General features: G+C 40.8%; 19 protein-coding genes and 1 pseudogene. 8 read left to right on the top strand and 12 right to left on the bottom strand.

Annotation, left to right across the window (positions count from 1 at the left end):
- Positions 1-214: 214 nt before the first annotated feature.
- A complete protein-coding gene (locus MSVAZ_RS04975; RefSeq protein ID WP_052727887.1) occupies positions 215-1,186 on the bottom strand; it encodes a permease in 972 nt (323 codons plus the stop codon).
- Positions 1,187-1,432: 246 nt separating this feature from the next.
- On the opposite strand from MSVAZ_RS04975, the gene MSVAZ_RS20770 reads away from it, so the two are divergent.
- Complete coding sequence (locus tag MSVAZ_RS20770) at positions 1,433-1,591, top strand: hypothetical protein (protein ID WP_198146800.1); 159 nt, start codon at positions 1,433-1,435, stop codon at positions 1,589-1,591.
- A gap of 517 nt (positions 1,592-2,108) precedes the next feature.
- Here the strand turns inward: MSVAZ_RS20770 and MSVAZ_RS04985 are convergent.
- Together MSVAZ_RS04985 and MSVAZ_RS04990 are read right to left on the bottom strand one after the other, a co-directional pair.
- Positions 2,109-2,492 carry a putative zinc-binding protein gene (locus MSVAZ_RS04985; RefSeq protein WP_048118792.1) on the bottom strand — a complete coding sequence of 128 codons (384 nt, stop codon included), beginning with the start codon at positions 2,490-2,492 and terminating at the stop codon, positions 2,109-2,111.
- Between the two features lie 333 nt (positions 2,493-2,825).
- A complete protein-coding gene (locus MSVAZ_RS04990) occupies positions 2,826-3,059 on the bottom strand; it encodes a thioredoxin family protein (protein WP_048118794.1) in 234 nt (77 codons plus the stop codon).
- 165 nt (positions 3,060-3,224) lie between these two features.
- On the opposite strand from MSVAZ_RS04990, the gene MSVAZ_RS04995 reads away from it, so the two are divergent.
- From MSVAZ_RS04995 to MSVAZ_RS05005, 3 genes are all read left to right on the top strand, one after another.
- Entirely contained in the window at positions 3,225-3,602 is a 378-nt protein-coding gene (locus tag MSVAZ_RS04995) for a YnfA family protein (protein WP_198146801.1), read from the top strand.
- Positions 3,599-3,928, top strand: a complete 330-nt coding sequence (locus tag MSVAZ_RS05000; protein ID WP_197078835.1) for a YnfA family protein — start codon at positions 3,599-3,601, stop codon at positions 3,926-3,928. The genes MSVAZ_RS04995 and MSVAZ_RS05000 overlap by 4 nt, the downstream gene beginning before the upstream one ends.
- Before the next feature lie 168 nt (positions 3,929-4,096).
- Complete coding sequence (locus MSVAZ_RS05005) at positions 4,097-5,032, top strand: magnesium transporter CorA family protein (protein ID WP_048118800.1); 936 nt, start codon at positions 4,097-4,099, stop codon at positions 5,030-5,032.
- Between the two features lie 535 nt (positions 5,033-5,567).
- Here the strand turns inward: MSVAZ_RS05005 and MSVAZ_RS05010 are convergent.
- Positions 5,568-6,785, bottom strand: coding sequence for an ammonium transporter (locus MSVAZ_RS05010; protein ID WP_048118803.1), 1,218 nt, complete (start codon positions 6,783-6,785; stop codon positions 5,568-5,570).
- A 199-nt stretch (positions 6,786-6,984) separates the two neighbouring features.
- On the opposite strand from MSVAZ_RS05010, the gene MSVAZ_RS05015 reads away from it, so the two are divergent.
- A complete protein-coding gene (locus tag MSVAZ_RS05015) occupies positions 6,985-7,233 on the top strand; it encodes a hypothetical protein (RefSeq protein ID WP_157206019.1) in 249 nt (82 codons plus the stop codon).
- A gap of 193 nt (positions 7,234-7,426) precedes the next feature.
- Here the strand turns inward: MSVAZ_RS05015 and MSVAZ_RS05020 are convergent, their stop codons facing one another.
- Together MSVAZ_RS05020 and MSVAZ_RS05025 are read right to left on the bottom strand one after the other, a co-directional pair.
- Positions 7,427-8,620, bottom strand: coding sequence for an ammonium transporter (locus MSVAZ_RS05020; RefSeq protein WP_048118809.1), 1,194 nt, complete (start codon positions 8,618-8,620; stop codon positions 7,427-7,429).
- Between the two features lie 10 nt (positions 8,621-8,630).
- Complete coding sequence (locus MSVAZ_RS05025; protein WP_048118812.1) at positions 8,631-8,975, bottom strand: P-II family nitrogen regulator; 345 nt, start codon at positions 8,973-8,975, stop codon at positions 8,631-8,633.
- Positions 8,976-9,245: 270 nt separating this feature from the next.
- Between MSVAZ_RS05025 and MSVAZ_RS05030 the strand changes: the two genes are divergently transcribed.
- From MSVAZ_RS05030 to MSVAZ_RS05045, 3 genes and pseudogenes are all read left to right on the top strand, one after another.
- Entirely contained in the window at positions 9,246-10,127 is an 882-nt protein-coding gene (locus tag MSVAZ_RS05030) for a class I SAM-dependent methyltransferase (protein WP_048123717.1), read from the top strand.
- A gap of 1,103 nt (positions 10,128-11,230) precedes the next feature.
- A pseudogene (locus tag MSVAZ_RS19250) lies at positions 11,231-12,328 on the top strand (IS630 family transposase).
- 252 nt (positions 12,329-12,580) lie between these two features.
- On the top strand, positions 12,581-15,364 hold the full coding sequence (locus MSVAZ_RS05045; protein ID WP_232316221.1) for a cache domain-containing protein: 2,784 nt from the start codon (positions 12,581-12,583) through the stop codon (positions 15,362-15,364).
- A gap of 446 nt (positions 15,365-15,810) precedes the next feature.
- Here the strand turns inward: MSVAZ_RS05045 and MSVAZ_RS05050 are convergent, their stop codons facing one another.
- From MSVAZ_RS05050 to MSVAZ_RS05075, 6 genes are all read right to left on the bottom strand, one after another.
- Positions 15,811-18,156, bottom strand: coding sequence for a PKD domain-containing protein (locus MSVAZ_RS05050; protein WP_052727888.1), 2,346 nt, complete (start codon positions 18,154-18,156; stop codon positions 15,811-15,813).
- Positions 18,157-19,113: 957 nt separating this feature from the next.
- Complete coding sequence (locus tag MSVAZ_RS05055; protein ID WP_048118820.1) at positions 19,114-20,547, bottom strand: nitrogenase component 1; 1,434 nt, start codon at positions 20,545-20,547, stop codon at positions 19,114-19,116.
- 12 nt (positions 20,548-20,559) lie between these two features.
- Positions 20,560-22,116, bottom strand: coding sequence for a nitrogenase iron-molybdenum cofactor biosynthesis protein NifE (nifE, locus tag MSVAZ_RS05060; protein ID WP_048118822.1), 1,557 nt, complete (start codon positions 22,114-22,116; stop codon positions 20,560-20,562).
- A 73-nt stretch (positions 22,117-22,189) separates the two neighbouring features.
- Positions 22,190-23,560 carry a nitrogenase molybdenum-iron protein subunit beta gene (gene nifK / locus MSVAZ_RS05065; protein WP_048118825.1) on the bottom strand — a complete coding sequence of 457 codons (1,371 nt, stop codon included), beginning with the start codon at positions 23,558-23,560 and terminating at the stop codon, positions 22,190-22,192.
- Between the two features lie 27 nt (positions 23,561-23,587).
- Positions 23,588-25,186 (bottom strand): nitrogenase molybdenum-iron protein alpha chain, encoded by a 1,599-nt coding sequence (nifD, locus tag MSVAZ_RS05070; RefSeq protein ID WP_048118827.1) that lies wholly within the window; start codon positions 25,184-25,186, stop codon positions 23,588-23,590.
- The gene (locus tag MSVAZ_RS05075) at positions 25,186-25,563 is read right to left on the bottom strand and encodes a P-II family nitrogen regulator (RefSeq protein ID WP_048118829.1); all 378 of its coding nucleotides are present in this window, start codon (positions 25,561-25,563) and stop codon (positions 25,186-25,188) included. The genes nifD and MSVAZ_RS05075 overlap by 1 nt, the downstream gene beginning before the upstream one ends.
- Positions 25,564-25,587: the final 24 nt, after the last annotated feature.

The raw sequence follows: 25,587 nt of genomic DNA on the forward strand, positions 1-25,587 counted from the left end.
ATGTACTACATGGATAGTTACAATGTACTACATGGATAGTTACAATGTACTACATGGATAATTACACTGTAATATAGAGAGGGATAATTACACTGTAATAATACATGTATAATTATACTACGAATATAGAGAAGAATTTGATAGCTTATTTCAGAAATGCTTCTAAATCAACAAATAAAGTAAAAAGATAGGAAGAAAGGAGCTTAAGTACTGATTACAACAGTATATTGAATAGATATCCTGTAAAGATTATCGAAATTGCTACGATTGAGACAAAGATTGCTATTAGCTCTTTTTTCAGCACCTTTTTAAGGATAATCATTTCAGGCAGGGAAACGGCTGTAACGGACATGAGGAACGCAAGAGAAGTTCCTATGGGAAGACCTTTTCCAATCAGGCTTTCTACGATAGGAATCATTGCCATAACATTTGAGTACAGTGGAACTCCGATCAGAACGGCAATCGGCACCGCAAGCAGGTTGTCTTTGCCTGCATATTTCTCTAAAATGCCCTCAGGTGCATATCCGTGGAAAATACCTCCTATGCTAACGCCTATGATTACATAGATCCATACCCTTCCTACGATGTCTTTTACGTTTTCAAAGGCAATACTTACTCGTTCCTTTACCGTCAACTCTTCGGGTTTTGCATTCTGCTGTCCTACTTTTATCTTATAAACAAAGTCCTCTACGTACCTCTCCAGCTTAAGGAGGCCAATTAAAGTACCTCCAAGAACTCCCAGTATAACTCCTGATATTATATAGATCAATGTTGCTTTAAGGCCGAGCGTTGCCCAGAGAGCAGCAACTGCAGCTTCATTTACAAGAGGCGAGGTTATCAGAAAGGAAAAAGTAATTCCAAGAGGTACGCCTGCCTCTACAAACCCAATAAAAATCGGAACGGATGAACACGAGCAAAAAGGAGTTACTGTTCCGAGAAGAGACGCAAGAAAGTGATACTTAATCCCTTTTTTGTTTCCAAGCACTTTACGGGTTCTTTCAGGAGTAATATAGGTCCTTAGATAAGAAATGAAAAAAATCATCACTGCAAGCAGCACGAAAATTTTCATTACATCATAAATAACGAAGTTAACACTCGCTGCAAGGCGTGTATCAGGTGCAATCCCAAAAACCTCGTATGTTACTTTGTCTGCAATCCATTGAAGAGGGTAAAATATATCGACCATTTTGGGTTCCTTCTTCCAGTTATTCACACTTTTTTTGTAATTTACACATCGGTATTATATCAATATATATTTATATAATTATTACAAGATATATATTTATCGCTTTAGTACATATAATATATGAATTAGAGTGAAATTAGATTGAGACATTGTCACACCAACATTCAATACTGGCACGAAACAATAATTAAAAGCTCAAACGTTATCAAAGTTTAATTGTAAATGCACTAATCGAGGGTTTCAAGTATGTCTAAATGCTCTATTTGCGGGAAGGATGAATCCTCACTTCTTAGAGTAAAGCACAGGAAACTTGGCACAATAAAGCTCTGTTTTGAATGCTGGGAAGTGGAAAGCAGCAACAAGAATCTTCTTCCTTCGTGTAGCAGATGCGACTGCTGCAAATGAATTCATTTTCAGATACATTGCAATTTACTTTCACTTTTCTTCACTTTATAACTCCCTCCAACCCTGCTGGCTCTGTTTCCTGAATAATAAAGATAAATCGGTCATTAAAACGACTCTGGTCCAAAATCTAGTGATTTTTGTATTTTTCGATTGAAATCATGAACTTGCAGGAAGAATTCGTTCTTCAATCAAACTCAATATTTGATATCGAAAGACTTCCATCGAGAGGCGTATTTAATGGATTATAACCAATTATAAAATCTAGTGATTTTCAATTTCACGTTTATCACTGGATTTTGGTACTGAGTCATTAAAACCGGGTTAAAATGGATAAATTAACACCTAAATTAACATCTAAATTAACACCAATAAGTTTTAGTGGTAGAAAACAGTCATAAAAAGGTTAAAAAACCTTTAAACAAGCTTAAATTTTTGTCCTCAATTTTGTGCAGAGCGGTTTTTTACAGAGTTATTGGGAAAGACTTCAAATTAAGACATAAAAGATTAAAATGGGAAATCACTCGGATTGAAGGATTTCCAGGACTTTTCCAAGAGTATCTGCCACTTCCTGGTCTTTGAGATCTTTTTCCTTGCTTTTCTTGATCCCAAGTTCTGAAATCACGATATGCCTATCAACGTTAAACCCTGCAAGTTCAAGGGTCTTGCTGGCGCAGTTTACAGGACAACCGTTAATTGCGATAATACGATCAGAAGCTTCGGCAGATTTCATAAGTCCCGGAGCTCTTGCACCGATTCCGGCAGTGCACATAAGATTTCCTATACCCTGCTTTTCAAGTTCGATTGCGATTCTGTTTGATAGTTGACCGACATTTGCTGCTCCCACACATGGGAAAATTGCCACATTTGCCGAGCCGCATGCACATTTTGTTTCTTCTGACATGTTTTTCACACTGACCTTGGATTTATCTGATAGTAACTTTAATACTGGAATTATCTGAAAGTACTTTAATACTGGAATTATCTGAAAGTACTTTAATACTGGATTTATCTGAAAGTAACTTTAACACTGGAATTATCTGAAAGTAACTTTAACACTGGATTTATCCGAAAGTAACTTTAATACTGGAATTATCTGAAAGTAATATAATACTGGAATTGTCTGAAAGTAACTTTAATACTGGAATTATCTGAAAGTAACTATAATCCTGGATTTATCTAAAAGCAACTCTAATTTTTTAGTTCTGGGCTAATGCTTCAGTCCATTTCAACAGATTTATTTTTTAATCCATTTTTTGATATCATCGACGCTTGGAACTTTACCTGCGACTTTAACATCTCCGTCAATTACAAGAGCAGGAGTGACCATAACTCCATATCCTAGAATTTTATCGAAATCCTCTACCTTGACAATTTCAGCATCTACACCTGTTTCCTTTACAGCTTTCTCTGCCATTTCTTTTGTTTTGTTGCATTTTGAACATCCTGTACCGAGTATTTCGATTTTCATTGTGTTCACCTCAAAATTTATTTCAAATATGTTTGAAGTAACCTATATAAAATTACCTATTTCAAAATAATTTGAATTAGATTCCAACCTGATCAATATTTAAATTAAATCCGGAGCGATTCAAAATCAGTGTATTATATATATTTCTTTTAATGTTTGAAGAACATGGTTGGAATTGAATCCGAGGGTATGTCCAGAAAGAAGTGCTTTATGTATACTATTCTCCTGTTTATCCTTGCAGGTATTTTCGAGATAGGAGGAGGATACCTTATGTGGATGTGGCTGCGTGAAGGCAGAGGACTGATTTTCGCACTTTCAGGAGCAGTTATTTTATTTTTATATGGAGTCGTGCCTACTTTTCAGCGCTCTTATTTCCACAGAATATATGCAACCTATGGTGGTATTTTCGTTGTCATGTCCCTTTTATGGGGCTGGATCTTCGACAAAATTCCTCCAGATACTTATGATCTTATAGGCTCCCTGGTTATTCTTATTGGAGTGTCAATCATTTACTACTGGCCAAGAGGGGATGATAATAAGTGATTGACTCAGTAGAATCTCTTGTTCTGTTTTTTCTGGCTGCACTTTTTGAAATAGGAGGAGGGTATCTAGTCTGGCTTTGGTTGAGGGAGAATAAAAGGGCAGTATTTGGGCTGCTTGGAGGTCTGACATTAGCAATCTACGGGATAATTCCAACTTTTCAGCCTGCACACTTCGGAAGGGTTTATGCTGCCTACGGAGGAATCTTCATTGTTTCATCCCTTATCTGGGGAGCTCTGATAGACAAGAAAAACCCCGACAAATATGAAATAATAGGGGCATTGATCGCACTTGCAGGTGTGCTGATAATGTTCTACATCCCTCGTTGACAAGTAATATAGAGGATAGAAAAAGTTTAGTACAGTACTTAAACCTTCCATAAATATTTATTATGAAAATATATTTATAGATAAGAGTTCTGCTTGAAGCCCAGTAAATCTTATTCTCATTTTTGAGTGAATGTAACTTCTATACTGCCAACAGGGAGAGGAACATCCATGCTTAAGATATTTAAATCGACAGATTCCGGACTGACAACTCTTGACCAGGTTGAAGACGGTGCATGGATTAATCTTGTAAATCCAAACGAGCAGGAAATTCTTTCAATTTCAAAATACCTGAATATTCCTGCTGAACATCTTAAAGCTGCACTTGATGAAGAGGAACGCTCCAGAATTGAGGTTGACGAAGGCTGTACTGTTGTATTAATAGATATACCTGTACCGAATGCTAACCTGCAGGAGGGGGGAATTTTTTATACAATTCCCCTTGGAATTATAATTAACAACAAAAACATCGTAACGGTATCTCTTCAGGAGAACTACGTTATTAATAGTTTTATCGACCAGAGAATAAAATCCTTTTATACGTTCAAAAAAACACGTTTTCTTTTACAGATCCTGTATAGAAACTCAAAGTTATATCTTCAATATCTCAGGCATATCGATAAAGCAAGTGATAAGATCGAATCCAAATTGCATAAATCCTTGAAAAATAAAGAATTAATCCAGCTTCTTGAGCTTGAAAAAAGCCTTGTATATTTTTCTACATCTTTAAAAAGTAATGAAATAGTCCTTGAGAAAATCCTGAAGTCTACTCCTGTTAAGATGTATCCTGACGATACGGATCTTCTCGAAGATGTTATTGTAGAAAATAAGCAGGCGATTGAAATGGCAAATATTTATAGCAATATCCTGACCGGAACAATGGATGCATATGCCTCGGTTATTTCCAACAACTTGAACATTGTCATGAAATTCCTTACTTCAGTAACAATCGTTCTGTCAGTCCCAACAATGGTTGCAAGTTTTTTTGGAATGAATGTTGACGTCCCTTTCGAGAATAACCCCCATGCGTTTGTGATCATTTTCATAATGACATTGTTTTTCTCGATGATTCTAGCTATATCAATGGTAAGGAAACAACTGTTCTGAGGAAAAATTGTGGGTCTTCGTTGTTTTGTGTGGATATCTTCCTAATGTCTGCATAAAAACCAATGCGTTCTTGAATTGAAAATCATCTTATCCATAGAAAATAGCGAAGAGCCAAAATTGTTTAAAGAAAGAAATATTCTGAGAAAAATACTGTTCTGAAAAATACTATTCCAGGAAAAAATACTCAAAGAAAACAATTATTCGAAGAAGATATTCAAACAAAACAATTATTCAAAGAAGCCATTCAAAGAAAATAATTCTTCGAAGAAGATATTTATAAAAAAACAATTATTCCTAGAAAACAACCGATGAAAATCTCGATTTCAAAATAAGTTCTATCTGGGTATCTGGTTTTTAATATATATCCTCCTTTCAGAGCCTTTATTTGTTAATTTCCTACTTGAAAAATCCCTGATTAAGGATTTCTGTTAAAAGGGGATAATCCTGAACGGGTGAAAAGGAAAAGGAAAAGATAAAAGATAAAAGAGTCAGAGAGGACCCCTAACTTTTTCGTTAATTGAATAACCTGTTTTTCTCAGTGAATAGTGTCGTAGGCACATTCTCCGTGCATAGAAATATCCAGGCCTATAAGCTGTTCTTCATCCGTAACCTTGACCGGAGTTACTATGTTTATTAACATCAACATAATGTAGGTAAACACAAATGCATAGACTGAAGTAGCTGCAACAACCACAACTTCTTTAATAAAGAATGCTGTGCCGCCGTAAAGCAGTCCATTGGCTCCTACCGGGTTTATAGCCGCCGAGGCAAAGACTCCAAGTAGAATTGTGCCTGTAACTCCTCCAATTCCATGGACACCCCATACATCAAGAGCGTCATCCCATTCCATCTTGTTTTTAAGATGCACGGCAAAGTAACAGACAACTGATCCGAGGATTCCCATTAGTGCAGCCACAGGCAAAGAAACAAGACCTGCTGCAGGAGTAATTGTTGCAAGGCCTGCAACTGCTCCTGTCATAAGCCCCACGAATTTTGGTTTTCCTTCCTTATACCATTCCATTGTCATCCACGTGATTGCTGCAAAAGAGGCTGCAATGTCACTGTTCAGGAACGCAAGTGAGGTAATCCCATCTACATTGAGTTCGCTTCCAGCGTTAAAGCCGTACCATCCAAACCACAGAAGAGCAGTTCCGATAGCCATTAACGGAACATTGTTTGGTTTTGTTATTTTATTGTACTTTCTTGAGCCTACGTAAAAGACCGAAGCAAGAGCTGCAAAGCCAGCTGTAGCATGGACAACGATTCCGCCTGCGAAATCAAGAACTCCCATCTGTGCGAGCAGACCGCCTCCCCAGACCATGTGAACGAAAGGATAGTAGACAAAAAGCTGCCAGAGAACAAGGAAAATAAGATAAGCCTTAAAAGTAACCCGGTTTGCAAATGCTCCCGTAATCAGAGCCGGGGTTATAATTGCAAACATCATCTGGTAAGCTACGAATACAATTTCCGGGAACCCCATATCTTTTATTATTGTAGTTGGGGTAATCCCGTGTAAAAGCATTTTGTCCAGGTTTCCTATGATTGCACCTTCTCCCCCGCTGAAGCACAGGGAATACCCGATGAGAAACCATAAAACAGTCGTCAATCCCATCGAAACAAAGCTTTGCATCATAATTCCTAAAATATTCCGCTTACAGGAAAGTCCTCCGTAGAAGAATGCCAGACCAGGAGTCATTAGCATCACAAGACTTGTCGCAAGCAGCATAAAGCCTGTCGAACCAGTATTTAACATATTATCATCCCATCTATATTTATACAATAACTAGGAAATCTCAAAGATCTTACCTTTTTCCTAGTTTCTTATACATATAAATTTCCATTTCAGATTACACGAAATTGAATTTTCAGGTAATGATGAGAGAAATCACGATTAAAGACGGGATTTATCATTGAAGAAAAGCAAGAATACAAGATATTCAGAAAAAACGATCTTGGATGATAACAAAACGATCTTGGATGATAACAAAACGATTTGGGATGATAACAAAACGATTTGGGATGATAACAAAACGATTTGGGATGATAACAAAACGATTTGGGATGATAACAAAACGATTTGGGATGATAACAAAAGAAAACGGCAGTTTCATGGAAACATCTCTCTATCCATAAAACGGAGTTTTCTTCAAAAATTCACGTTTTTGAATTCAGGTCTTGTTCTTGCCACACTTTTACTTTAATTTTTAGAGATATCACGAATTCTGGAAGTTAATCAGATTTTGGTCTTGCCATTCCTTTATACTTTCATCTTTGGGATCTTACTCTTGATTGTATGCTTGTATCGATTTTTCCTAATGTTCAAGGGTCACAGAAAAATTAAAAAAGTACAGTAAAGTTTTGCTTGTACTCAAAATCTGTACTCAAAGTCTGTGCTCAAATGTTATATGCAACTTCACCATGCTGCGTTTTGTCAAGTCCGATGTTTTCTTCACTTTCGCTGACTTTAAGCCCTATAGTCTTGTTAAGTATGAATCCAATAAGGAGGGTGCCTGCAGCTGCATAAACAATTGTGACAACAACTCCTTGAAGCTGGATTAACATTTGGCTGGAATTCCCAAGAAGGAGGCCAGTCCCTCCTACACTTGCAAATACACCTACCAGAAGTGCACCTACTATTCCACCCACGCCGTGTACTCCAAAAGCATCCAGCGAGTCATCATATCCAAGCCTTTCTTTGAGTCCTACAGCGTTGTAGCATACGAAACTTGTGATCACACCTATAGGAATTGCTGCCATTGGCGTAACAAAGCCTGCACTTGGAGTTATTGCAACAAGTCCTGCTAGAACCCCTGTTGCAAATCCCAGGGCCGTTGGATATCCTAAGTGGCGCCATTCAAGGGCCATCCAGACGAATCCCGCAGCTGCTGGAGCTACAAGCGTTGTAATGAATGCAAGGGATGCGATCTCGTTTGCAGCAAGTGAAGAACCTGCGTTAAACCCAAACCACCCGAACCAGAGAAGCCCGGTTCCAAGAAGCGTCAGAGTAACGTTGTGCGGCTTTAGTGGATCTACTCCAAAACCACGCCTCTTGCCAAGGTATGTAAGAATTGCAAGTGAGGAAATACCTGAAGTTATATGCACAACTGTGCCGCCCGCAAAGTCCAGAGCTTTCCCTGTTAGGAATCCGCCTCCCCAGACCCAGTGGCAAACAGGTGCATATACGATAATTCCCCAGAGGGCAATAAATGCAATATAAGATTTAAACTTCACACGTCCTACAATTGCACCCGAAATCAGAGCAGGTGTAATTATTGCAAACATTCCCTGAAATGCAACATATGCATAAGTCGGAATTGTGCCGGTTACTGAGTATACATCTATCCCTTTCAGGAATGCATGTCCAAGGCCACCCACAAACCAGTTGCCGTCTGCAAATGCAAGCGAGTAACCTATTAATACCCATTCCAGAGCCATGACGCCCATCGCAACAAATGAGTGCATCATGCTGCTCAGAACGTTTTTACGCTGGACAAGCCCTCCATAGAACAGCGCAAGTCCGGGAAGCATTAACAATACAAGTGCAGACGAGATTAGTACCCATACCGTGTCTGCTGCTTCAATAGCCATGTTCATCCCCTCATAGAGCGTCTGGTCCGGTTTCGCTTGTCCGAATCCGTATTACATTCTCTAAAGGAAGCACAAATATCTTGCCGCTTCCGATGTAACCGTCAGTGCCTTTTGCTCCGACAGTTATTGCTTCAATAACTGATTGCAGGAACTGATCTTCCACTGCAATTTCGATCTTCACTTTTTCAAGAAGATTTGCTTCGTGTTCAGTTGCCCTGTAAATCTCTAAATGCCCCTTTTGCGCACCATAACCGGCGACCGATGATACTGTCAGTCTATTTACCTCAAGTTTCTGAAGCTCTCTTTTGACTGCATCGAGTCTTTCCGGCCTTATCATTGCAATTATATATTTCATCACGACCACCAATAGGTGTCTTGTATCCGATTTCTTGGTATTTAAATTTACCTATCTAGGTATTGAATATTTAAGCAGTTATGTCCAGAAAACACTAAAGTGAAAGGGGCTTTTTTCTTTAATCAGAGGGTCTAGTATCAGTTTTTTGATTTCCGATCCTGTTGCTGTATGTTAAAACAGAAAGCCTGGGTATCTGGTATGAGTTCCTTTTTTCTGTTTTCAAACATTTCTGTCAGAGAGCTTTTATCTAGCGAAAGCAAATTTAGAGGTATGTTCGGAGAAATTGGAATTGTAAAAAGCGAGGCTGATGAGACTGCTCTGCAAATTCTTTCCCTTTTCAGAGACAGCATCAGTGAAATTTGCCTGAATGAACCTGAATCCATTTCAGATTATTTCAAGCCGGAGTATTCTCATTATATCATAGTCCATACTCCCCTGAATATCCGGTTCCCTGAGAAAAGAGAAGAATGGAATATGCGTTTTTGCAGGGATGCCGGAGTTTCGGTTGTTGAACGTATCGTAACCGAAACTGACAGAATTTACGTAAGAGGACTTATGGCAGTCAACGGGTCAAAGGTCTATGCTATCCTTCCTTTTATGACAATAGATGCAGAAAAAGCAAAGAGAGCAACATTTCCTGAAGACCGCATGGCCCGTGTTCGGGCAAAAGTGCTTCCTTCTGTACTTCCTGACATAAAAGGAGAAACGATCCTCGATATTGGAAGCGGCTTTGGAAGCCTTACCATAGAGCTTGCAAGAAACAATCCCGATTCGAAAGTTTACGGAATTGATCTCCATGATTCTCTTACAGGCCAGTCGCAGATGAATGCCGATGTCCTTGGCGTGCCGAATGTAAAATTCAGGACTGGAAGCGCTTATGCCCTTCCTTTTGAAGCCGGCTTGATTGATGCAGCTACCTGCTTTTTAATGCTTCACCACCTCGAAGACATCAAATTTGCCCTGTTCGAGATCAAGAGAGTGCTTAAAAACGGCGGCCTGTTAATAGCAGTTGAGCCGCTTGCAGAACACCACCACCACGGACCTCAACTCTCGAAAGCCGGATGGCAAGAGCTTTTCGAAGACGTTGGCTTCGCAGTAGAGGTTGAGAGCCAGGAAGGAGCAGCGATTATGAAAGCTGTGAAAAGAGACTAAATTCGGTAAAAGAAGAATAAGTTTGGTAAAAAGAGAATAAAACCTGCGAAAGGGGAAGAACTAAGAAAAGGCAATTCCAAAAACGGATCGGAATATTGTCCAGCATATGAATCTGGCTTTCATTATCTTTTGATCAATTTAATACATCCCAGACTCCTGTAAGATTTCCGCTGCCTCTCGATATATCAGCTAGGAAGGAATTTCGGTGAGAACCTCAGTACTTACCGTACTCCATTCCGACTTCAGACAGGAGCTTTACCATTGCTCCACCGTATAAGAAGCCGACAATGATAACAAAGTCCTACTGGCCCAAGTGTATAATAATTGGGAAGAATTTTACAGACAACTGCCCGGATTATCTTCTATCCCTTTGACTCCCTGCAGGTAAAGCCTTTCGCCTGGTCAATCGCTTTTTCTGTCAATTTCCAAGGATGATATGACCTAGATTCGGCAGGTTAACATTTCATTTTTGATTATTTTTGCGAATGGCGATTTTGAAATGATGATCCCTTATTGTGTGCAGTTGTGAGGTTTACATATGATCCAAACATAATCTCTCATACTAAACTTTATTGGAAAAATGATTCAGTGCTTATATATGTAGTGAGATTTGAGCCACACGTTAACCAGCTTTAAATCTCAGGTATATTTATCAAATGTTCAAAAACGATATCAAGAATAATATTCAAATTCCTTATGTCGACCTGCTGGATCTAGTGCATTGATTCCAAAGTATGTCAGGAATAAATTTTTTGAAAACCACTGAAAGCACAGAAAACACGGAAATAAGTAGTAAAGGCGTGTTTCTTCCGTGCTTTCCGTGTTTTCCGTGGTTGTAATATCCAGATAGAATCACTCTGCGACTGGTTGTGTTTTCCGTGTTACAGAATTCCATGTGACTTTAACATAATATTTGAGTCGTAAGCCGTAATTATTTAGCATGAAAATGCTGCCATCTGCAAGCATTTTCATTGTTTGTGCATGTTATTCAAAGAATATCATGTGCGTTTTCTTATTATGTACTTATTTGAGAATCGATACACTAGTATCGTGACAATATAGTTATGAGTCACTTATATACTTTGAATTCTATATTATATCTTATGTTAAATATTAATCTTAATGATAGTGAAGTTCTATTTCTTAAAAACTTTCTTAAAAAATGACAGAAAAATGCAAGATCTCTTGCCAGAGCACGTATTCTACTACTGGCAAATCAGGGAAAAGGAGACACTGAGATCGCTAAGATATTATGTATTGGGAGAAGCACTGCTTTAAGAATCAGAAAAAGATGTCTTGAAGAAGGTCTACAAAGTGCTTTGATAGATAAACCAAGGTCAGGTCAACCTGAAAAATATAGTGAAAGGCACGTTGCAGAAATAATAGCTCAAGCATGTACAAAACCTCTAGAAGGAAGAAATAGATGGTCACTTTCACTGCTTTGTGAAGAATTGAGGAAAAAAGAAGGCTTTGAAACGATAAACAAAGAAAGTATCAGACTTATTTTGAAAAAAAGCAAAATTAAGCCCTGACAGAAAAAGATGTGGTGCATTCAGAGAATTGATTCCGAATATAGAAAGAGAATGTACGATGTTCTTGACCTGTACGAAGAGGATTTTGACCCAAAAAGACCTCTCATATGTCTTGATGAGAAACCGAAACAACTTCTCGAATATAAGCGAAATCCCATTCCAATGAAGCCTGGAAGTCCGGAGAAGTATGATTATGAGTACATCAGGAATGGAACCGCAAACATATTTGTGGCGGTAGAATTTAAAGCAGGAAAAAGGGTGACTCGAGTCACCGAAAGCAGAAAAATGGCTGACTTTGCGCAATTCGTGAAAGATCTTGTTATCGAGGAATATTCAAAAGCTGAAGTCATCAGACTGGTTACAGATAACCTAAATATCCACAAAGAAAAATCATTCTATGAGACATTTAGCGAAGAAGAAGCAAAAAAGATACTGGAAAAAATAGAGTTCCATTACACACCAAAGCATGCGAGTTGGCTAAATGCTGCAGAAATAGAGATTAATGTGATGAATACACAATGTACAAACAGGCGAATACCTTACATAAAAACGCTTAGCAAAGAAGTAGATGCATGGATGCACAGAAGGAATATGAATAAAAAGAAAATAAACTGGAAGTTTACGAAGAAGAATGCTGATGAGAAAATGGCAAAACGTTATGTGTCATAATTAAATTGTCATGACACTAGGATATAAATTGATATACAGAAACGTATAGTAGTTTAAGTATATAATTTAATGGATGTTTTTTTAAGAAAAATCAGTGTTTGAGGGATATTGCACACTTCGTTCTCCATTGTATCTTCTCAAAGGAAGATCCTTTGCAAATTATGGAGACATTTCAGTATTATTTTTATATGTGGATTATAGACTCTTTTCATGTCGCTATCTCTACACTACATATATCTTATTCTTATTGCAATGTTGCTCGGAGCGTTGCTTCCAACAGCCGGATGTCTTCCGGAAAGTGAAGCTGTATCCGCAGACCAGAATAACATCACGATGTTAAACTTGACATACTACACAGAACAGCTACCGCCCTATAACTATATGGACAACGGTACGCTAAAAGGAATTTCCATTGATCTCCTTGAAGCGGTCACCGAGAAGATGGGAAAAAAAGTGACACGGGAAGAGATAAAACTCGTTCCCTGGACTGAGGGATATAAGACTGTTCTCACACAGAACAATACCGTACTCTTTACTACCGTGAGAGTTCCTGAACGTGAGCAGTCTTTCAAATGGGTAGGACCCATCTATACGTATACCAATGTCCTTTTCGCCAGGCCGGATAGGGGAATAACAATAGAGAGACCTGAAGATCTGAACAGGTACAGGATCGGAGTAATCGTCGACGATATCGCTGTTCAGCAGCTGCTCGATGCCGGTGTGAATGAAAGCCAGCTAGTGCAGGAGACGAATGCATCCGTAATTGTCGAAAAACTCGATAACGGCGAGATCGATCTGTGGGCTTACCCGGAGGCTGCGGGCCGGTACATCACCGAACAGGTTACCGGAAATTCGTACTCGTTCAGAGTTGTTTATACATTACCGGACCGGGAGGGCTACTATGTATTCAACAAGAACACTTCGGATTCAACTGTTATGTCTTTCCAGCAGGCCCTCGATGCCGTTAAACAGGAGAAAGACGCCACAGGCATTAGCACTTATGAGCGGATCCTCGGGAAGTATATCTCATCGATCGGCCTTTCTCAGCTCAATTATCTGACCGAAGAGTGGGCACCTTTCAATTACCAGAAGGATGAAAATGTCACCGGGATCTCTGTCGAAATACTCGAGGCAGTTTTCAAAAACATAGGAGTTAACCTCTCACGGGCAGATGTCCGCATTGTTCCCCTGGAAGAAGGTTTCCAGACCGCGCAGAACAACACAAGTACCGTGCTTTTTTCAATTGCTTGCACACCCGAACGTGAGCCTCTATATAAGTGGGCAGGACCTTTTACCAAGGCAAGTTTTATTCTTTATGCACCGGTAAGCAACAATATTACAATATCCTCTCCAGAAGATCTCAATCAGTACCGGATAGGGGTGGTACAGGGTTCAATCGAAAATAACCTACTCACCAGCCAGGGTGTAACTGCATCGCAGATTGTCAACGGCAAAACCCCAGAAGATCTCCTCCGTATGCTGGAAGAGAGCCAGATTGACCTGTGGGCAACGGGGGATCTCGCCGGGAGGAATCAGATGCTACAGACCGCAGCTGACCCCAATGCCTATGAGATCGTATATACTCTAAGCGAAAACGACCTATATTATATCTTCAGCAAGGATGTCCCGGATACACTGGTTAGTGCTTTCCAGCAGACCCTCGAAAACGTGCGAAACCAGAAGGATGCACAGGGAGTCAGTGATTATGAGCGGATCATCTACAGGAATTTAGGAGCCGGATGCGCCCAGCAGACATTTACGGATGATGCGGTAGTGAAACTCGTAAATATAACCTCTGCAGCAGTCGAGAAAAATGCCTCCGAGACTTTCCAGCGCATCAATGCAGGCGAAGCGCCGTACCGAGACGCAAAGGACCCGGCCCTTTATACTTTCGTGTATGATGAGAATCTGACCATCGTCGCTCATGCAGATAATGTTCAGGTTGTCGGTAAGAATTTCAAGGGTAAGACAGATGTTACCGGTAAACCGTTCCGTGATGAAATATTAGAAGGAGCACTAAAGAACGGGACTGGATGGGTAGATTATATCTATATGCATCCAGTCCAGATGAACCTGTACTATAAGACCACTTACTACCGGTTAACTCAGGGAAGCGACGGGAAATCCTACATTGTGTGCAGCGGCAATTACAAACGCTGCGAAAAACAGTCAGAAGGAATGCCAGTTAATAACTCCTCTGCATCTCCTGAGGAGCTCGTAGCATTTGTCGAGAAAGCTTTTGAATATGCGCATATACACGGAAAGGAAGCTGCCCTTCGTGAGTTCAACAACCAGACCGGCAAATTCGTTGACGGCGAACTCTATATCTTCGCATACGATACAAACGGCACTACGCTGGCTCTACCTTTCCAGCCCGAGATAATCGGAAATAACCGGTGGAACATTACTGACGCGAACGGCAACCTATATATCCAGAACCTGATCGACACTGCGCAATCAGGTGGAGGTTTTGTATGGTATCTCTATGCAGACCCTGCTGAGAACTTCACCGTTAAACAAAAACTCAGCTACGTGATGAAGGTAGACGATAACTGGATCATAGGGGCCGGAATTTACAATTCATCTGAGAATTCGTCAATCGTAACGGTGGGGACAGATCCCCAGATAAGAGAGAGACTGAAATCTTTCGTCGGGGAGGCTATAGACTATGCCAATGAAAGTGGAAAGGACGCCGCTATCGCAGAGTTCAATAACCAGAACGGGACGTTTATTCGCGATGGTCTCTACATCTATGCCTTCGATTATAACGGAACGACTCTGGCACTACCCTATCAGCCTGAGTTGATCGGAACAGATCTTTCCGGACTCCAGGACCCCTACGGGGTAAATTACACCAGGGTAGAGATCTTCCTGGCGCAGCAGGGAGGGGACTTCCTCTTCTACCACTACTACAACCCAGCCCGCAATATGACCCTTGAACCAAAAATGAGCTACGTCCAGAAAGTCGACGATACCTGGTGGCTTGGGGCTGGGACTTACATAGAGGACCTGAACCAGACCACCCAAACGAGATAACCAATAAAGCTATCGAAGGTATAAAAATAACAGAAGAAAATGATGCAAGAGAAGAACTCATCCAAACAGCCAACGGAATCTTTTGCATCATAATACCCCGGGCCCTTCAGTTGTCCGGGGAATTTATCTGCGTTCTGGATTTATAGGCTGAAGCGTAAAACCTGTTAAATCTCTAGATTTAATGGGATATAGATCTCCAGAGGTTCCCAAATTAAAAACTTTCCTTTTTGAAGAGAAAATGAGAAGATGCACGAACAGGCAGCTCATATTCAAAGCTTAATCCGGGAAAATAGCAGGTTAAACATTAAGCTGCTTCCTTAAGTTACAGAAATGGAAGAGGCAAAAAGGAAATGGTGGAAGTTTTAGGAATTTCATTATCCAATTTTTAAATAATAAATCCCACACTTCCAAGTTTGACCTTTTATTTTTTCAAATTAAGTGTTGGCTTACTTAACTGTAATATAACTGGTCTTTTTTACGGTGTTACTACCAGCAGCATTCTTTACCGTTAAGCTCACCGTGTATTTTCCTGCTTTAGTATACCTGTGCGTTGGATTATGGGTAGTTGAAGTGCTTTTGTCACCAAAGTTCCAGTACCAGGAAGTGGGTGATCCTGTGCTCTTATCAGTAAACTTCACATTCAAAGGATGTTTTCCAGTGGTTGGAGATGCAGAAAAAGCAGCAACAGGTTTTGTCACAGTTACAACATTTATGTACTTGGATTTTGTTGCGGTATTACTACCAGCAGCATTCTTTACTGTTAAACTCACCGTGTATTTTCCTGCTTTAGTATACTTGTGTGTTGGATTCTGGGCTGTCGAATACGTTCCATCTCCGAAACTCCATTTCCAGGAAATGGGACTATTTGCGCTCTTATCAGTAAATTTTACTGTTAATGGTGCTTTTCCTGAAGTTGGAGACGCAGAAAAAGCAGCAACAGGTTTTGTCACAGTTACAACATTTATGTACTTGGATTTTGTTGCGGTATTACTACCAGCAGCATTCTTTACTGTTAAACTCACCGTGTACTTTCCTGCCTTAGTATACTTGTGCGTTGGATTCTGGGCTGTCGAATACGTTCCATCTCCGAAACTCCATTTCCAGGAGGTGGGACTATTTGCGCTCTTATCAGCAAATTTTACTGTTAATGGTGCTTTTCCTGAGGTTGGGGATGCAGAGAAGGCAGCAACCGGGGTTTTGAATATTTTGTTTCCGCTAATTACAGCATTTTGAATATTTTTTATTATGATTCCAGAAGCGGACCTTGATGTATCCACATTTATTAAGGTGTTATTTTGTATTTTTACAGCACCATTTTTGAAAGAATTCCCATCTATATATATTCCTTCCATTCCCAGATTTGAGAAAGTATTTTTAGAAATATCTAAGTTTACCCCGTCTATCAGGAACTTCTGATACACTCCTAAGTATGAAAGATCTTTAAAAGTGTTATTGCTTATTATTATGTTCCTAAAACTCCCTTTGTTTGGAAAATCAATTCCATACGTCCCTTTATTTTGAATATTATTTCTAATTATAAGCTTGTTATCTATTCCATTTCCTCCCTTATACATGTCACCTGACATACCATTAAACGTGTTATTTTCGTAAATGTGAACCCCATCATTTAAGCTGCCACGTTTAAATATTCCTCCATATCCACCATAAATCTCATTATCAGAAAAAGTGGACTGTTGCGTGCCATCTGCAAATGCATAATGTTTTAGAAGTTGCGGGTATATCTTATTTCCAGTTACGACAAAATTAATAGTAACAGCATGAGCATCAACTACGTTAGCACCAGTGACCTCCGCCCCTATCAGAGTGTTATCGGCGATAAAAACGTCTCTATCTAAAGATTTGCGTTCATCTGAATTGCCTGTTATAGTATGCCTGCAATTCTCTATGTGATTACTGGTTATATTTACAAAAGCCGAACCGCTAGCTACATTTATACCATAGCCGCAGTTAGCATGAAGTGAATTATAAATTTCGTTATTATTAACACTCACATTAAAACAGGAATATAGACAAAGATCACCAAATCCGCTATTATTGAGATAGGAATTTGTGACTGAACTATCCTTGCAATATTGCAGAACAAGGCCATGATGAATCGTTGAACTACCTGTATCCTCTATCCTTATATTTTTTATATTTATCTGAATAGGCCTGTATACTTCAACCTGTACGGTCTCGGACAATTTGTAATCCCTAAGAAGTGGTTGATTTAAAGTAACGACATTTCCATTTACACCTTTAACAGCATACATTTCACCGGTCATTTGATCGGGATAATCCAGAGGACACCACTGAACGTTTTTCCAAATCTTAACCAGGTCGTTCTTGCGAACCTGGGAAGCATCAGTTAATATAATTTTAGATGAACCTTTTTTAGCGTTAGCAGATAGAGTTGTATTTGCGACAATTGATCCATTGAAAAAAATCTCTCTATTCACTTCTTGAGCCATTCCTCTATCCGGAGTTTGAAGGTGGAGGGTTACTTTCCCCTTGCCTATTATGTTCAGACTTTTGCCTGTCTGATATATTTCTTGTGGGAGATAATAGTCCCCTTTCTGGATAGTTATTGTATCTCCACTTTTTGAGTAATTCAGTGCTGTCTGAATGCAAGCTGAATCGTTTGCGTAATTAGGTGTATGAAAATAACCTGGTCCATCTGATCCAGCCTGTTTGTCAATTACGATATTTGCCGCCAGAGCTGAAGAGCTACTTAACACAAGAAAAAAAAGAGTTAGGGTAAATATTGTCATAAGAGTTTTTAAATTTTTCATTCGAGCATTCTCCTAAACTTGTTTAACTTAGATTGTGCCTTAAAATCAAATTTGGTTCTATAATTAGGATAAGACTTGCATACTTGAACTGAAAAAACAGTAGCGTTAAACCGTTAAATATCTAAAGTGTAAATTTAAACCATTATGCCTAATGTCTTTGATTTTATACCTCGAGTACGTAAATCATATAAAATATATTAAGGTCAATATATGCCTGAATTTCGAAAAAGTTTACATCTGAATTTAAAGTTAATATTACCCATTATCCAGTGTAGAAATGATTTGAATTTTAATACAACCTCCAAGAGCGTGTTTTAAAAATAATTTGAGCATGCAATCGAATAAAGGGCAATATTTGCCATAAATATATAAACTAAACTTTTCCGAAGTTAAGTTCACAACATTGACTTTAAGAATGTACTGGTCCTATAAACTTAGATGAATATATAAAATCAGATAGATTAAGATTCTGATCTACGATCCCTAGATTATGGATTGCTGGACTAAAATACTGAACTAGCAGGTGAAAAAAATGTCATCTAATCAAATTTAATATTCGAAGTCTAGAGACTTAGATCATGAAGATGTGTTCGAAGGATTATAACCAATTTGAAAATCTGTTCTTATCTGCAGGTTATTGGTAATCTGAAAAACGAGGTAAGAAGCCACTAAGTCTTTAGCTTAGTGGTAGTTCACGCTACAGGAAAACTGCGAGAAAGGCACATATTAAGGCAGAGAACCGCTGCAATAACTATAGCCCTTAACATAAATATTTGCATTTACTTTATAGTCACGGAAAGCACGGAAGAATTATACCCCTATTTTCTTTATTCTGTGTTTTCCACGCTTTCTGTGATTAACCTTTCACTTAAGATTGGTGAATAAATTTAAATTATGAAAAAGTTTAAATTGCGAAGAAATTTTGGTTCTTGACTATAAAAACACCGGCTTTTCCACTCATCGCACTTCGTCCGCACACTCTTCTTCCCTTCTCTTTTCGGCATATGCTGCCAATTCCGCCGGTACAGGTGCGGTGAAAGTATCGGTAGCTTCCATAATCGCATTGGTGATTCTGTCCAGCAATTCCATAGCCCCTCTGTACCCTACAGTAAGTATGCGCTGTGCACCGACTCTGTCATGTATTGGCAGGCCGACCCTTACAAGAGGGATATCCCGGGATTTTGCAATGTATCTCCCGTTGGAATTTCCGATCAGGATTTCCGGATTACATTGGCTGACTGCATCGTTAAGAGTGTCAAAATCAATTCCATTCAGAACCACAGGTTCGAGTTCCGGGTTTATTTTTTCAACTATTTGCCTGATTTTTGCTTCAAAGTCCTTGCTTTTACTTCCTGTAGCTATCAGAACCGGGTTCATCCCAAGTTCCAGCATGAAGGTTGTTAGGCTAAATACAAAATCAGGATCTCCATAAACTGCGGCTTTTACCCCATACAGGTACTTGTGCACATCAACCATAGCATCGAGTAGCCTGCCCCTTTCTTTTAGATATTTTACAGGAATCGGACAGCCTAGAATTTTGACCATCTCGGTGAAGAAACTGTCAGTATTTGAAAGCCCAACTGGGATCGGAACACTATACCCAGGCACGTCGTGTGATTCTTCCAGATATTTAACTGCTAAGTTCCTACTAACTATGCCCAGGCCCAGGCTTGCCTGACTGTTTGGCATATCAGCAATTTCGGAAAGTGGGGTACCACCCGGTGAAATTTTCGGCAGGTCTTCTCTTAGCGGAGCATCGAAAGTTTCGGAGATATCAGGCAGGAAAATATAATCGCCAGCCATAACCTCAAAGATCTCTTTGAGTTCGCGTACATCGGCAGGGGAGAGGCTTTCAACAGGGATGACGTTAAGTTTTTCATTCTGGACTTTTACGGCGCTTTCTTCCCCAGGTCTTTCCGCAAATTTCCTGACAACTGCGTCCAGGGCTTTTATATACCCGCTTACATGGCTTTCCCCATAGCTAGGAGTGGAAACCGGAATAATTATAATATCTTTCTCAGGGTCGTCTCCTATTCCTTCCTCTTCTTTAAACTCACGGATAATTGCAGGTACATCGTCTCCAATTGTTTCGGCCAGACAGGTAGTAGCAACTCCAATTACTTTCGGGTTGTACCTGTTAATCACATTTCTCAATCCTTTTTTCAGGTTTTCCCGGCCTCCGTATACTGCTCCTTTTTCACTGAGCGAGCTTGATGCAATATCCACAGGTTCCCTGAAGTGGTGGGCAAGAAGCAGACGCATATAGGTGCTGCAGCCCTGAGAACCGTGGTAGAGAACCATAGTATTCTCAATTCCCTTAAAAGCAAGGGCACTTCCCATGGGCTGGCACATAACACAGGGGTTCACAGTTGCATAGTTTCTTTTCGTCATCTCAATGCCTCCTCATACCTGACTCTCAACTGCAGCCTCGGATTTCTGGTGCAAAAATTCAGGTTTCAGGAGCATGCCTTTACACTCTTTTGCGCAATTTTCTCTGGAAATCCTTTCTTCTACTGCCACTTTCTTTATTCTGCCTGATTTCTTCTCTGATTCCATTGCTTCGGGTATCAATTCCCGCTGCCTGACGGCCTTCCATACAGGGCTGCTGATGGAAGCATCCACTTCCCTCGCAAAGTTTACAAAGCCGTCAAAACCTTCGAACTCCACCACCCTGTCGTGATTGAAGTCACAGAAAGCGATGCCCAACTTGTATGCAATAAATCTCTCCTTTACGCCTGCAACCATCAGGTCCGCTTTCTGTCTAATGAGCAGTTCGGCAAGTTCAAGGGGGTTCGCATCGTCAACAATGACCGTTCCATCCCTTACCGAATAACTGATTTGCTCGTAATCCTCTTTTTTCCCGGTCTGAGTCCCGATAATAACGACTTCCATACCAAGTTCGTCAAAACCTTTGATAAGCGTGAGAGCTTTTGCAGGCCCTCCCATGTAAATGGCGGCCTTCTTTCCTTTGACCCTTTCCCGAACTCTGGAAATTTCAGGCATGATACGGTTTATTTCAGCTTCCAGGATTTGTTCTGCCCTTTCTTTCATCTTTTCGGAACCAAAATAATCCGCAGTTCTTCGCAAGGCTAAGGAAATATCTTCAATTCCGAAGAAACTTGCATTTAAATAGGGAATTCCGTATTCCGCCTGCATCCATTTTGCAAGATAGGTCATGGACCCACTGCACTGGACAAGGTTAAGGTCAGCTTCAGCTGCTCTTGATATGGCTTTTGTGGTTGAGTCCCCTGTCAGTGAGACTATAACCTCAATTCCCATCTGCTCAAAGAGAGGCTTTACGAGCCAGACATCTCCGGCTACGTTAAAATCCCCTAAAATGTTAATCTTTGGCTTTATGGTTTCAGGAACTCTGGGGCCTTTCTTCTTAATATCCTCTTCTGAAGGCCTTTTGATCAACCTTTTTAAAGCGTCACAGGCAGCTTTGTATCCGTCGGATTTGTTGCCTTTGAATCCTTCGGATTTTACGGGAATTACAGGAATGTTGTGCTTCTGGCTTGCGGTTTTGCATACGGACTCAAGGTCGTCCCCTATAATTCCGACTATGCACGTGGAATACACAAAAACAACAGGAGGGTGATAGAGCCCTACCAGTTCGTCTATTGCGCTGGAGAGTTTTTTCTCTCCTCCGAATACCACGTCGAGCTCTTTCATATCCGTGCTGAAGCTGGTGCGGTTCGTTTCAATCCCGCTGGATTTTGCACCTCTTATGTCCCATGTATAGCCTGCGCAGCCAATTGGGCCATGGACAAGATGGACAGCATCTGTTACAGGGTTTAAGACAACCCTGGCCCCGGAATAAACGCAGGCTCGCTGACTGATAGCTCCAGCAAGAGAATTATTATCGCAGGCAAGGGGAATTTCCTGCCCCTTTTCCTGTTTTCTGGTAATATATGGCTTCCTTTCTTCGAGAGTATCCACTATTCCAATTTTCTCTTTCATTTCCTTCACTCCCCTCTGCTATGGTTTTCAGGTTTGCAGCGGCAGTTATCCAATTAACCTTTTGAAAAAGGGTTTACTCGATGGTCTCAAGTAGCCAGTCTGGAGCATCCCTGTCTTTCCTGTCAAGGAGGGTATTTCCTATACGCTCTACCAGTCTTGCAGCTCCTGCGTATCCCATGATCGGGAAGTAGTGCAGGTTTGCCCTGTCCATAATCGGGAAGCCTACCCTGACCAGGGGAACATCCTCTGCCCTTGCTATGAATTTCCCGTAGGTATTGCCGATAAGGAGATCCACGGGCTTTCTCTTGATTATCTGGTGAAGGGTAAACAGGTCTCCTCCGGAAATTACATCAGCTTCAGGGTACTCCGGACCTATGAGTTCTTCTACCTCTTTTTCGAACTCCGAATTCTGGGTTCCTGTAAGTACTACAGCAGGTTCCATACCCATTTCCATCACAAGACTGGTCAGGCCTGTAAGGATATCCGGATCCCCGTAAATAGCTACCCTTTTTCCGTGGTAGTGTGGGTGAGCATCAGTCATCATATCCACAAGCCTTCCCCTCTCATCTTCAAGTTCGGGGGGAATTGCCACATTAGCAAGTTTTGCCGCATTCATTACAAAACGGTCGGTATTCCTGATCCCTATGGGAGTAGGCCCTATTTTTGCCGGAACTTTGTAGCGGCTTTCAAGAATCTTTGCAGCCGAGCCTCCTGCCATCCTGCAGAGAGCGATTGTCCCAACAGAGTTTGCAGAATCCTCGATGTCTCCTATCGGAGTCCCACCTTTTGGATACATCCCGGGTTCTCCGGTAAGGGGAGCGTCAAAGACGTCAGTCGTGTCGGGAAACACAATACTGGAAATTCCCATTATTGAGAGTATGCGTTTCATTTCCCGTATGTCCCCAGGTTCTACAAAGCCGGGGATGAGATTTAGTTTCCCGTTTGGTTTGCTTTTTTTGGCAAAGGTGGTTACAAAGGCCTTTACCATGTTGTCATAACCGGTAATATGGGTGCCCACATAACTCGGGGTAGAAGCTGCACAGACCTTAATAGAAGGGTCTATGAGTTCTTGATCCTTTACATCTTCTAAGATAACCCCTACGTCGTCACCTATTGTTTCGGCTACGCAGGTGGTGTGAATAGCAATTACTTCGGGGTTGTAGATTTCAGTCAGGTTTACGAGAGCTTCCTTAAGGTTTGAAGCTCCTCCGAATACTGCGGTACCTTCTGAAAAACTACTGGTAGTTGCCATTGCAGCTTCTCGGTAGTGCCTGCTTAAGCACATACGCAGATAGGAGAGGCATCCCTGGGACCCGTGACTGTGTGGCATGCAGTTGTGCACACCAAGAGCTGCATAGACTGCGCCTATTGGCTGGCAGATTTTTGCAGGATTAATGGTTACTGCTTCTCTGGTTATTTCTTCACATGGGGTATAGTCAAGCATTTTTATCACCTCTTACTTTTTTACCACTCAGTCCACTTCTGCAGCTTTCCAGGGCGGGCGTATGAACTTCCAGGTAGGGCTGTGCAAAGCCATATCAATATCCCGTGCGAAGTTCAAAACTCCGGAAAAGCCTGTGTACCTTCCGCTGTAATCGTAAGAGTGGATCTGTCTTGACGGGACTCCAAGTTTCTGAGCCCAATACTTATCCTTGATTCCGGAGCAGAAGATATCGGGTTTAAGGGTCTTTACAAGAACTTCAGTCTCATGATGGTTAAGATCATCGATAACAATGGTGCCGTCTCTCGCTTCCGGGAAAAGACCTTCATATTCCATAAGTCCGATTTTCTTTTTCAGCTCTTCAATTCTTTCCGGGCTGACTGCGGGTTTTATGTTTTCGTCCCTTTCGTAGTGTACATCCTCTAGAATTGAACCAAGAGCATTCTCCTTAATCTGGGGTATGATCTGCCTGCCTTCGTAATCGTCCCTATGGGCGAACTGATAACCTGCAACAATTACTTTCATACCGAGTTCTTCGAAGAGGTTCTCATAGTGGTGACTCCTGGAGCCTCCGGAATAGATAAAGGCGGTTTTTCCCTGGAGTTTCTTTCTGTACTTCTCGATTTCGTCCTTATACTTTGCTTTTTCTTCGGCAATGGTTTCTTCAGTTTTCCTTGTAAGCTCCGGATCGTCAAAGTATTCTGCCATTTTCCGAAGGGATTTTTCAGTACCTTTCGTACCTATGTAATTGACCTTCAGCCAGGGAAGCCCATATTTTTCTTCCATCATGCGATTCGTGTAGTTTATAGAACGATGGCACAGCAAGATACTGAGCTTTGCCCTGTGAGCCTGTGCAATTTTATGGAATGAACCGTCTCCAGTGAAAGTTGAGACAATCCTGTACCCTATTTTTTCAAGGATCGGTTTGATTTCCCAGAAATCTCCCCCGATATTGTACTCTCCGAAGACATTAATATCAAAAGGAGTTGGATTTTTAAGTTCCTCGGTTCCGATCAGGTTTTCCATTAGGACATTGCTTGCGATGTGGTGTCCTGCTGACTGGCTAACTCCTTTATACCCTTCACATCTGGAAGGAACAACTTTGATCCCATATTCATTTTCAGCTTGCCTGGCAACGGCTTCTATGTCGTCTCCTATAAGCCCTACGGGGCAGGTTGCAGAGATGCTTATTGCTTCAGGTTTAAAGATTTTCATAACTTCGTCAATGGCTTTCTTTAGTTTTTTCTCACCACCAAAAACGATATCAGTTTCTCTCATATCCGTGCATACGCAGTAGTTGCTGAAGTTGTCTTCGCCTTCCTCTGCTTTTGCAAGGTTTCGCCTGGTTCCCCAGGTAAAGTATGCACAGCCTATAGGACCGTGGACGATGTGTACCATATCCTTGATTGGCCCGAAGACCACACCTTTCGAGCCTGCAAAAGCACATCCACGGTTTGTAAGGATGCCTGGAATTACCTTTTCATTGGCATCTATATGCTGTTCAGTGGAACAGTCCCTGACAACTATGTGTTTTCTTCTGTTCCTTGCAGCTTTTTCCGGGAGCACTTTTAACATTTCATCGACAAGTTTTTGTTCTTCTTCAATTCTGGCATCTATTTCTGCCCCCATTATACCAGCTCCTTATTTACAGTCGCCTCTCCGCTTTCACCAGTCCGGATACGGATTGCTTCAGTAACGTCTGAAACGAAAATCTTTCCATCTCCTGCATTTCCGGTCTGGTTAACTTCTATGATTTTTTGGACCACTTCACTTACATTTTCGTCATCCACAACGATTGTGAACATTCGTTTTGGGATGAAGCGAATACAGGTCTCAGCTTCCTTTTCCGGATCTGGCAGAGGGGGATTGAATTCATGGCAAAGCCCTCTTTGTTTTCCGCGGCCCATAACCCTTCTTACGGTAAAAGAAGGAAAGCCGCATTCAAGCAGGACATCTTTAGTTCTCTGGGCTTTGTTCATCCTGATTATCGCAGTTATCTCTTTCATAGGATTTTCCTCCGAAAATCCGGC

Source organism: Methanosarcina vacuolata Z-761 (assembly GCF_000969905.1).
GTDB lineage: Archaea > Halobacteriota > Methanosarcinia > Methanosarcinales > Methanosarcinaceae > Methanosarcina > Methanosarcina vacuolata.

Excerpts from the sequence above, each read along its gene's own strand:
- MSVAZ_RS05045 (WP_232316221.1), top strand. The coding sequence starts at position 12,581 with ATGTTGCTCGGAGCGTTGCTTCCAACAGCCGGATGTCTTCCGGAAAGT.
- MSVAZ_RS05050 (WP_052727888.1), bottom strand. The coding sequence starts at position 18,156 with ATGAAAAATTTAAAAACTCTTATGACAATATTTACCCTAACTCTTTTT.
- nifD (WP_048118827.1), bottom strand. The coding sequence starts at position 25,186 with ATGGGGGCAGAAATAGATGCCAGAATTGAAGAAGAACAAAAACTTGTC.
- MSVAZ_RS04985 (WP_048118792.1), bottom strand. The coding sequence starts at position 2,492 with ATGTCAGAAGAAACAAAATGTGCATGCGGCTCGGCAAATGTGGCAATT.
- MSVAZ_RS05025 (WP_048118812.1), bottom strand. The coding sequence starts at position 8,975 with ATGAAATATATAATTGCAATGATAAGGCCGGAAAGACTCGATGCAGTC.
- MSVAZ_RS20770 (WP_198146800.1), top strand. The coding sequence starts at position 1,433 with ATGTCTAAATGCTCTATTTGCGGGAAGGATGAATCCTCACTTCTTAGA.
- MSVAZ_RS05005 (WP_048118800.1), top strand. The coding sequence starts at position 4,097 with ATGCTTAAGATATTTAAATCGACAGATTCCGGACTGACAACTCTTGAC.
- nifK (WP_048118825.1), bottom strand. The coding sequence starts at position 23,560 with ATGCTTGACTATACCCCATGTGAAGAAATAACCAGAGAAGCAGTAACC.
- MSVAZ_RS05055 (WP_048118820.1), bottom strand. The coding sequence starts at position 20,547 with ATGACGAAAAGAAACTATGCAACTGTGAACCCCTGTGTTATGTGCCAG.
- MSVAZ_RS05020 (WP_048118809.1), bottom strand. The coding sequence starts at position 8,620 with ATGGCTATTGAAGCAGCAGACACGGTATGGGTACTAATCTCGTCTGCA.
- MSVAZ_RS05075 (WP_048118829.1), bottom strand. The coding sequence starts at position 25,563 with ATGAAAGAGATAACTGCGATAATCAGGATGAACAAAGCCCAGAGAACT.
- MSVAZ_RS05010 (WP_048118803.1), bottom strand. The coding sequence starts at position 6,785 with ATGTTAAATACTGGTTCGACAGGCTTTATGCTGCTTGCGACAAGTCTT.
- MSVAZ_RS04990 (WP_048118794.1), bottom strand. The coding sequence starts at position 3,059 with ATGAAAATCGAAATACTCGGTACAGGATGTTCAAAATGCAACAAAACA.
- MSVAZ_RS05030 (WP_048123717.1), top strand. The coding sequence starts at position 9,246 with ATGTTCGGAGAAATTGGAATTGTAAAAAGCGAGGCTGATGAGACTGCT.
- nifE (WP_048118822.1), bottom strand. The coding sequence starts at position 22,116 with ATGAAAGAGAAAATTGGAATAGTGGATACTCTCGAAGAAAGGAAGCCA.
- MSVAZ_RS04975 (WP_052727887.1), bottom strand. The coding sequence starts at position 1,186 with ATGGTCGATATATTTTACCCTCTTCAATGGATTGCAGACAAAGTAACA.
- MSVAZ_RS04995 (WP_198146801.1), top strand. The coding sequence starts at position 3,225 with ATGGTTGGAATTGAATCCGAGGGTATGTCCAGAAAGAAGTGCTTTATG.